At 67.2% G+C, this 7,213-nt stretch carries 10 protein-coding genes; 3 read left to right on the top strand and 7 right to left on the bottom strand.

All coding sequences use genetic code 11. From position 1 onward, the window contains the following. Window positions 1-851: 851 nt before the first annotated feature. The 6 genes from VF584_15120 to VF584_15095 form a co-directional block, all read right to left on the bottom strand. Window positions 852-1,415, bottom strand: coding sequence for a hypothetical protein (locus tag VF584_15120; protein HEX8211501.1), 564 nt, complete (start codon window positions 1,413-1,415; stop codon window positions 852-854). A 183-nt stretch (window positions 1,416-1,598) separates the two neighbouring features. After that, window positions 1,599-2,279 (bottom strand): histidine phosphatase family protein, encoded by a 681-nt coding sequence (locus VF584_15115; GenBank protein HEX8211500.1) that lies wholly within the window; start codon window positions 2,277-2,279, stop codon window positions 1,599-1,601. 134 nt (window positions 2,280-2,413) lie between these two features. Next, on the bottom strand, window positions 2,414-3,016 hold the full coding sequence (locus VF584_15110; protein ID HEX8211499.1) for a hypothetical protein: 603 nt from the start codon (window positions 3,014-3,016) through the stop codon (window positions 2,414-2,416). Window positions 3,017-3,152: 136 nt separating this feature from the next. After that, a complete protein-coding gene (locus VF584_15105; protein ID HEX8211498.1) occupies window positions 3,153-3,653 on the bottom strand; it encodes a hypothetical protein in 501 nt (166 codons plus the stop codon). A 59-nt stretch (window positions 3,654-3,712) separates the two neighbouring features. Beyond that, complete coding sequence (locus VF584_15100) at window positions 3,713-4,009, bottom strand: YciI family protein (protein HEX8211497.1); 297 nt, start codon at window positions 4,007-4,009, stop codon at window positions 3,713-3,715. Window positions 4,010-4,095: 86 nt separating this feature from the next. Beyond that, window positions 4,096-4,560 (bottom strand): DinB family protein, encoded by a 465-nt coding sequence (locus VF584_15095; GenBank protein ID HEX8211496.1) that lies wholly within the window; start codon window positions 4,558-4,560, stop codon window positions 4,096-4,098. Window positions 4,561-4,768: 208 nt separating this feature from the next. On the opposite strand from VF584_15095, the gene VF584_15090 reads away from it, so the two are divergent. The 3 genes from VF584_15090 (at window position 4,769) to VF584_15080 (ending at window position 6,438) form a co-directional block, all read left to right on the top strand. Continuing rightward, window positions 4,769-4,987, top strand: a complete 219-nt coding sequence (locus VF584_15090; protein ID HEX8211495.1) for a hypothetical protein — start codon at window positions 4,769-4,771, stop codon at window positions 4,985-4,987. Between the two features lie 80 nt (window positions 4,988-5,067). After that, entirely contained in the window at window positions 5,068-5,646 is a 579-nt protein-coding gene (locus VF584_15085) for a hypothetical protein (protein ID HEX8211494.1), read from the top strand. A 135-nt stretch (window positions 5,647-5,781) separates the two neighbouring features. Further along, window positions 5,782-6,438, top strand: a complete 657-nt coding sequence (locus VF584_15080) for a hypothetical protein (GenBank protein HEX8211493.1) — start codon at window positions 5,782-5,784, stop codon at window positions 6,436-6,438. A gap of 168 nt (window positions 6,439-6,606) precedes the next feature. Here VF584_15080 and VF584_15075 read toward each other — a convergent pair whose 3' ends face one another. Then, complete coding sequence (locus tag VF584_15075; protein HEX8211492.1) at window positions 6,607-7,125, bottom strand: hypothetical protein; 519 nt, start codon at window positions 7,123-7,125, stop codon at window positions 6,607-6,609. Window positions 7,126-7,213: the final 88 nt, after the last annotated feature.

The raw sequence follows: 7,213 nt of genomic DNA, 5'->3' as shown, positions 1-7,213 counted from the left end.
ATGTACCTGCGTCTCTGACCCAAACGGAGCGGAATCATACCCGCGGATCGGGTTCGAATTGCGTAGCAACCGCTCCGTACGACGTTTTCCACGGCTACCCGATACCCGCTTTTCCGCTGTTTCCGGATGGAAACTAGTTAGTGACAAACCTAGTTGAAGGTTGCGCTGAGCCACACGATTAACCCTGGACCCGTCGACGTTGAATGCGGCTCTCCCTTGATAGCGTGCGCACCGTGCACCCCCAGCCACTCGCGAGCGCCGGTCGCCGCGCCGTCGTTCGTCTCCCGGTGCCGGTCTGCGCAGGTGCGGATGCTGCTCCCGCCCGACCGACGGCGCTGCAGAGGCGCAGCGGCGAGCACCAGCAGAGGAACGGTGGACCTGAAGAGCTTCAATGCAGAATCGTCGTGTGATCGGTTTGGCGGTGAGAAACATGCCGCACTACCGAGGCGTGTGAAAGTGGAATAACCGAATGATCGTATATTGCTTCAAGAGATCATTCCGAAATTTATCGACATTCGCTCGTGCTTCCAATATCAAATCTAGAAAGGGTCCACTCGAGTGTTCTTGACGCGACGCATCAAAAAGTGTCCACCGAAACAGCGTGGCTGCGTCCCAGTTTTCGTTTGCCACTTCACGGTATAGTTGCTCCTCAATCGAAGAGATAGTTCTTCCCATCGCCCATGAATCGGCTGGGTAGGGCAGATAACCAGGTCTTGATTCATCTCCGAGCCATGCCAGCGCATCGTCGAGTCCCGCCAAGAAATCGACATATTGACGGACGGAGCGAAGCGCCTCTCGCTCGAGACGAGCCTCGGGCATCGGCAAAAAACGGAAATGAGCTCCCATACGGTTTAGCACCTCCCGTTGAGCAGCACTAACGCATCGTGTTGAGATGTCGTCGAAATACCGGCTACTTCGTCTACTACGAGTGTACGCAAATCCGGATCTCCTCTGTAGTCGGCCAGAAGAATATCGAACTCACTCTCAGCAAGGTCAGCGACGAGATATTCGTGTGAGCCAACCAGACCTGATCCTGCAACGTGCCTTCTCGCCGGAGGAATCATGTCGATATCAACCCGATATACTAGCGGATAGAAAAAAACAATATCGATTGTATCACATATGTCTTTCAACTGTGTGGCCGTGCTGAGATCGAACGTCCCCATGCGCTCATGCAGGATGATCCCTTTCCGCAGGTTTAGTCGAGTTTGCGTTATTAGCTTATCGAAGTCATCACGGTCCCGCCACGGCTGATAAAGATCTTGGTAAATTAGGTGCGGGTTGGATGATTTGGGGTTCGGCAGCCGGTAGGGGAAGTACTCGACCGCCAACCACGTATAATGGCTTCTCCCGTAAAAATAATGGGCAAGAATCCAGGCCAGGCTCGCAGATGTCCCATAGTAATGTTGTGCCATTTCCGGTGCCGGTCGACTCGGCGCAGAAGGAGAGGGAGTGCTGTAGTTTACCGATCTCTGTCAGTAGCGAGAACCGGACCATCATGGCCGTGCTCTCACTAGACAGTACAGGCAAGTACGAACAGGTGCGGGTAGGCGTAGTTTCGAATCCACAAGCACCCGCGCAGTATAGGAAGAATCACCTCAGGCCCACCACCGCGACAGACGGTCGCACGGCATCGCGGGGATGGCGAGGCCGGCGTGCTTGTAGTGGGAGGTGTCGTTGAAGAGGGTCAGGCGCGCGCGCGTGGTGCCGCGGAAGTCGACGATGTTCAGGGCGGCCGGGCTCTGGTCCAGGTTGTCGCGGTAGCGGCGCGGGTCGAAGCCCAGCAGCGAGCTGAGCAGCAGGCGGATCGTCGCCTTGTGCGACACCACGAGGATCGTCTCGCCAGGGTGGGCGCGCACCAGCTCCAGCATGGCGGGAAGCGCGCGCGCCGTTACGTCCAGCCCCGTCTCGCCGCCCTGTGGGGCAAAGGTGTACGGGTCCGCCTCCCAGCACCGGACCTCGTCCGGGAAGCGCGTCTCCACCTCGTCGCGCGTCATCTCCTCCCAGCGGCCGTGCGAGATCTCGCGCAGCCGTGCATCGGTGGTCACCGGCAGCTCGTGCGGAGCGGCGGCGATGCGGGCCGTCTCCAGCGCGCGGCCCAGCGGCGATGTGTAGACGGCCGCGATCGGCTCGCCGCTCAGCCGCAGCGCCAGCCGCCGCGCCTGCTCGCGCCCATCGTCGGAAAGAGGGACCTCAATGGAGCCGGCGAAGCGGTTCTCGGCGGTCAGCACCGTGGCGCCGTGGCGAACCAGAAAGACGCGCGTGGTGGAGGATGCCATTGGTCCCGAGGATGAGCGCGAAAGTCGTCGCGAGCGCGCCGTGATCCGGCAACTCGGATGCCGCCCACAACGAACCGCGGCCCGCACCCCCGTCGCGAGGGTGCGGGCCGCGGAGGTGTTCCGGCGGGGTGCGCTCAGCGCCGCATCTGGCCGTTGCTGGATGCCACGTTCAGGATCGGGGCGAGGATCGCGTCCTCCACGCACATAGGCTCCAGGACCGGGGCCGGCATCGCGGGCAGCTCGCAGAACTCGAAGCAGTTGCCGTTGCCGTCGCACACCAGGATCTCGGCGGGGCCCGCGGCGTCGCCGCCCGTCATCGAAAGGAGGTGGAACTGGCCGGTCAGCCCCACGGGGAGCCCCAGGCGAAACGTCCCGTCGGCCCCGGTGCGTGCCTGCACCACCGGCGTCCGGCCGCTTCCCGGGCGGTAGACGCCGACGGGGACGTTGCCCAGCACCGCCTTCGCGTCCTTGGAGACCAGGCGCAGGCTCAGCGTGCGTCCGGCCAGCGCGGTCCACTGGTCGCCGTGGCGAACGACGCCGGAGGAGCGCAGCAGGTCGCACTCGCGCGTGTCGAACACCGTGCCGCCGCTCGCCAGCACGTCGCACGGCGAGCCCGAGACTGGCCCGTTGACCGTGCGGTTGTTCGCGCCGCTCTGGGCCGCGGCGGTTCCGGACGCCAGGGTCATCATGGCGGCCAGCAGAATGAGGCGCCTGCTCCTGCGTATGTCGTGGCTCATCGCATCTCTCCGGGACGTGTCGTGCCGCTGAACGCGGCGAAGGGCACTGCAGGGGCAACCCCGTACGATAAACACGCTTCCGGAGCGATACAAGAAAACATCAGTCGCCGCGCCGTTCAGCCTCGTCTGTCCCCGTCTACGGCGCGCGCGAGGTGTCGCGGGGCTGCGGGGGCGGCAGGGTGCGCGGATCGACCGACTCGTCTTCCAGGCGGATGCGGAGCACGCCGTCCTGCCGGCGCAGGAGGCCGGTGTACGAGAGCGCCAGCGGGGCCGCCCCTCCGCGCCGGCCCCAGAGGAAGCGGCCCGCCACGACCACCGCATCGGGCCCCACGGGCTCGAACGACAGGTCGCGCCACTCGAACGAGGCGGGCGGCGACCAACGTGGGCCGCCGTACCGCGCCACGATCGAGTCGTACGGCTCGAAGTCCTTGTTGCCGTTCCCCATGAAGTACGCGCCGTTCCGGTCGTAGCGCCCCGAGATCGCGGCGCGGTTGCCGGCGAGCAGGTCGCGCGCGTAGCCGTCCATGAAGGCGCGCGCCTCCTCCACCACGCCCGCCTGCGAGGGGGCGCCGGCGGGAGCCCCGCTCGCGGCACAGGCGCCGGTCGCGATCATTGCCGCGAGAACCAGCGCGCTCAACCGCCTGCCTCGATTTCGATGCATGCGCAAGCCTCGGCCAGGGGTTCAGGGCGGGTGTTTCAGCCGCGCGCCGCGCCCATCGGCATGGGATGGATTTCGAAGGCGAAGCCCTGGCCGGAGCGGATGGTGGGGTCGCCGTCGGTGAAGGCGCGGACCTCGGCCTCGCTCGCGAACTCCACGACGCCCATTCCGAACGGGCCGCTGGGGTCCGCCACGAAGCCGAAGGTGATGACGCTGCCGCGCGCCACCGCGTCGTTCCAGTACGCGGCGTGCTCCTGCATCAGCCGCATCTCGGCTTCGGTCATGTCCATCGCGAATGTCGTCCTCGGCGGCAGCAGCTTGCAGAAGAAATTCATGTTGTGTCGTTGGAGGATGTGGATGCCCGCCCCCCTCCGGGGTCGGCCGACCGCAAAGTACACGGCGCGCGTGCCCGCCGCACCGGTCAGCGCACGCCCCACTCCCAGATGGCGTAGGCGGTCTTCTTGTCCAGCGGATGGCCGCCCTGCTTCAGCGTGAGCGCGATCTGCCCGCGGTGGTGCGACTCGTGGGAGACCAGGTAGCCGAGGAACGCCGTCACGTGCGGCTTGAAGCCCTTCACCCTGCCGCCGGCGGCCACGCTCTGCCGCAGCAGCTCGGCGATGGCGGTGGCCGAGCTCTCCAGCGCCGTCCGCAGACGGGGATGATCGGCCGCGTCCGTCTTCTCCACCTTTTCGAGGCCGGCGAGCAGCTCGGGAGCGGATTGCTTCAGCCACATCAGCCGCACGTTGTGCACATGCGCGAACTGCTCGGCCACCGTCCTGCCCTTCGAAGCGGGCACGTCGCCCAGCGCCTCCGGGGCAACGGCGTCCAGGAGGTACAGGTTGATGCGGTTGTGGATCGCCCAGGTCTCCAGAAGCTGCTCGTCCATGGGCCGATGCGGGTAGAAGGGCGAGAGAAGAGCTCCGAACCGCAACGTAAAGGCGAGGGGCAGCAGAGTACAACGATTTTCGGCCCGCGGTGTGCAGCCGAACGCGGGGAGCCGCGTACCGCATCGCGAAAAAAATTCGGGTGTTTCCACGGCGCGCGTGCTATACTGGGAAAGGTGCAGCCGTATCCCCCGATTTTAGAGGTGGTCGATGAGCGCAAACAAGCAGGCGTACACCGAAGCGTTCGAGCGTGCACTGCACGGAAAACCGCGCCCCTTCCTGGACAAGGTCCTCGCCGTCTTCACCGAAGACCAGTACACCCGCCAGTCGCGCGAAAAGGGCGAGCGCGATGGTATGGCCGCCCGCGAAGCCGGCGCGCCCGCCGGGGAAGGCTCGTCGCCGGCCATGGAGTCGCCCCCGATCGCGTAGCGCCGCCGGGCTCGCGCGAGCCACCCACCGCTCCCGTGAGCGCCTCCGAACCCACGTCTCCGCCCTGGCGGCAGGCCCTTGTGCCCAGGGCGGAGCGGACCGGCTACCGCGTTCCGCTCAAGACCCACGTCCACATGCCCGGCCGGGTGGTGGCGGACGTGGCCGGGGTGTTCCTGCGGCTTCCGCGCTGGCAGGGCGCGCCCTTTGTGGACGACCTCGGTAAGAAGGCCGCCGCCATGATCGAGCTGGACGGTGAGCACCTCATGCCCGAGCTCGCCCTGCTGCGCCTGCTGGAGCGCGACGGCTGGCGCGGGCGCTGGGTGAACACCACCGGCGCGGGCGGCGAAGTCTGGAAGTACCTCACGCATTGGGAAGACGTCCCCCGCGCCGGGCAGCGCAACCGCGTGCTGGAGGAGGAGGAACCGCGGCAGGTCCTCGCGGGCGTAGCGCGGCGGGCGGCGAAGCGCTACGCCGGGTGCTGGGACGTGTACGCGTGGCGCGACGGCCACTTCGCCTTCCTGCAGACGAAGCGCGGCGCGCCCAACGCGAAGTCCGAAGTCGGCGCGGCGCAGGTGGACTGGCTGCACACCGCCCTCCTCTTCGGCGACCCCCGCATCACCGTGGACTCGTTCGCCGTGGTGCACTGGGACTACGCCTGATGCGCCGATGTGAAGCCCCTCCACCCGCCTGGTGGAGGGGCTGCCCCGTTCCCCCGGCACCGCTCGTGCGGTCGCACCCCGGTCGCGAGCGCGCCCGCGCATCGCCGCCGTCCCACCGAGCGCCGGAGCCCCGAGATGAAGCCGCAGATCGCCATCCTGTTGACCGCCGTACTCAGCGCGTGCGCCACCACCGGACCCGGGAGCGCCGGGGGGACGGGAATGAGCTTCTTCATCACCAGCGCCGGGCCCGGAAACGGCGCCGCGCTGGGCGGCCTCGCGGGGGCGGACGAGCACTGCCGCAGGCTGGCGGAGGCGGCGGGGACCCTGGGGCGTACGTGGCGCGCGTATCTGAGCACGCAGGCCGCGGGCGGGCAGCCGGCCGTGAACGCGCGCGACCGCATCGGCACCGGCCCGTGGCACAACGCGCGCGGCGTGCGGGTGGCGGCCAGCGTCGCCGAGCTGCACGCGGACTCCAACGGCCTCAACAAGCAGACGTCGCTCAACGAGCGCGGCGAAGTCGTCGCCGGGCGCGGCGACACCCCCAACCGCCACGACATCCTGACCGGCTCGCAGGCGGACGGCACCGCCTTCCAGGCCGGCGAGGACCGCACCTGCGCCAACTGGACCAGCGGCGGCGAAGGCAGCGCCCAGGTCGGCCACCACGACCGCACGGGCGGCGGCGCCGCCCCGACCTCGTGGAACTCCGCTCACCCGTCGCGCGGCTGCAGCCAGGAGAACCTTCGCTCCACCGGCGGCGACGCGCTCTTCTACTGCTTCGGCCTGGCTTCCTGAACGGCGGGTCTCACGCAGAGACGTGGAGGCACAGAGAGAAGCATCTTCTCTCCGCGCCTCTGCGTCTCTGCGTGAAATTGCGGTTTTCGCGAGTTCCGCGCGAACGCTAACCCTCCAGCACCGCGAGGTACGACGTCAGCATCCTGACCGGATGGTCGCGGAACGCCTTCAGGGCACCGAAAAGCGCACGGTGCGGAAGACCTGGAGCTGAAGCCGGGCAGTCACGGCATCCCGCGACTCGCCGGCGACGTACACCGCCGGATTGGTCCACTTCGCCCCCGTGTAGAAGTCCCCCTCGAACTCGTTGTCGTACAGATCCGCCAGCTTCCCGCCGATCACCTCGGAGAAGCGCTTCACCCCGGTGGGCTCCGGAAGGGGATTGCCCGCCCGGACCGACACCACCCTCGTGACGACTTTGCCGGAACGGTACTCACCGGTTCCCCACTTCACCTCACCGCCGCCCCCGCGCCAGGTGCTCGCGTCCACACCGTTCCGCACGCGTCCGACGGGGCGCCAGCCCGCAGGCACGCAAAAGGTGAAGCCGGTCGCCCGCACCTCCCTCCACCCCGTGAGGTCCGCGCCGGGCACCGTCACCGTGCACGGACGCACTTCGGGGGCGGTGCTCTCCTGCGCCGCGGCGCCGAGCGGGGCGATCAGGAGGGCGAGGACGAGAAAGGGAGTCTTCATTTTCGGTGCTCCAGTGAGTGACGCGCGCGGGCGAAATACGAATCGTAACACCGTTCGCATTCGGCCACAACGCACCCTACGCACGGGT

Origin of the sequence: Longimicrobium sp. (assembly GCA_036389135.1) — a bacterium.
In the GTDB taxonomy this organism is placed as follows: domain Bacteria; phylum Gemmatimonadota; class Gemmatimonadetes; order Longimicrobiales; family Longimicrobiaceae; genus Longimicrobium.
This window is presented reverse-complemented; position numbering and strand designations above follow the sequence as displayed.

Coding starts and splice junctions, on each gene's coding strand:
- VF584_15095 (HEX8211496.1), bottom strand. CDS start 4,560: ATGGACGAGCAGCTTCTGGAGACCTGGGCGATCCACAACCGCATCAAC.
- VF584_15115 (HEX8211500.1), bottom strand. CDS start 2,279: ATGGCATCCTCCACCACGCGCGTCTTTCTGGTTCGCCACGGCGCCACG.
- VF584_15100 (HEX8211497.1), bottom strand. CDS start 4,009: ATGAATTTCTTCTGCAAGCTGCTGCCGCCGAGGACGACATTCGCGATG.
- VF584_15080 (HEX8211493.1), top strand. CDS start 5,782: ATGAAGCCGCAGATCGCCATCCTGTTGACCGCCGTACTCAGCGCGTGC.
- VF584_15120 (HEX8211501.1), bottom strand. CDS start 1,415: ATGGCACAACATTACTATGGGACATCTGCGAGCCTGGCCTGGATTCTT.
- VF584_15110 (HEX8211499.1), bottom strand. CDS start 3,016: ATGAGCCACGACATACGCAGGAGCAGGCGCCTCATTCTGCTGGCCGCC.
- VF584_15090 (HEX8211495.1), top strand. CDS start 4,769: ATGAGCGCAAACAAGCAGGCGTACACCGAAGCGTTCGAGCGTGCACTG.
- VF584_15075 (HEX8211492.1), bottom strand. CDS start 7,125: ATGAAGACTCCCTTTCTCGTCCTCGCCCTCCTGATCGCCCCGCTCGGC.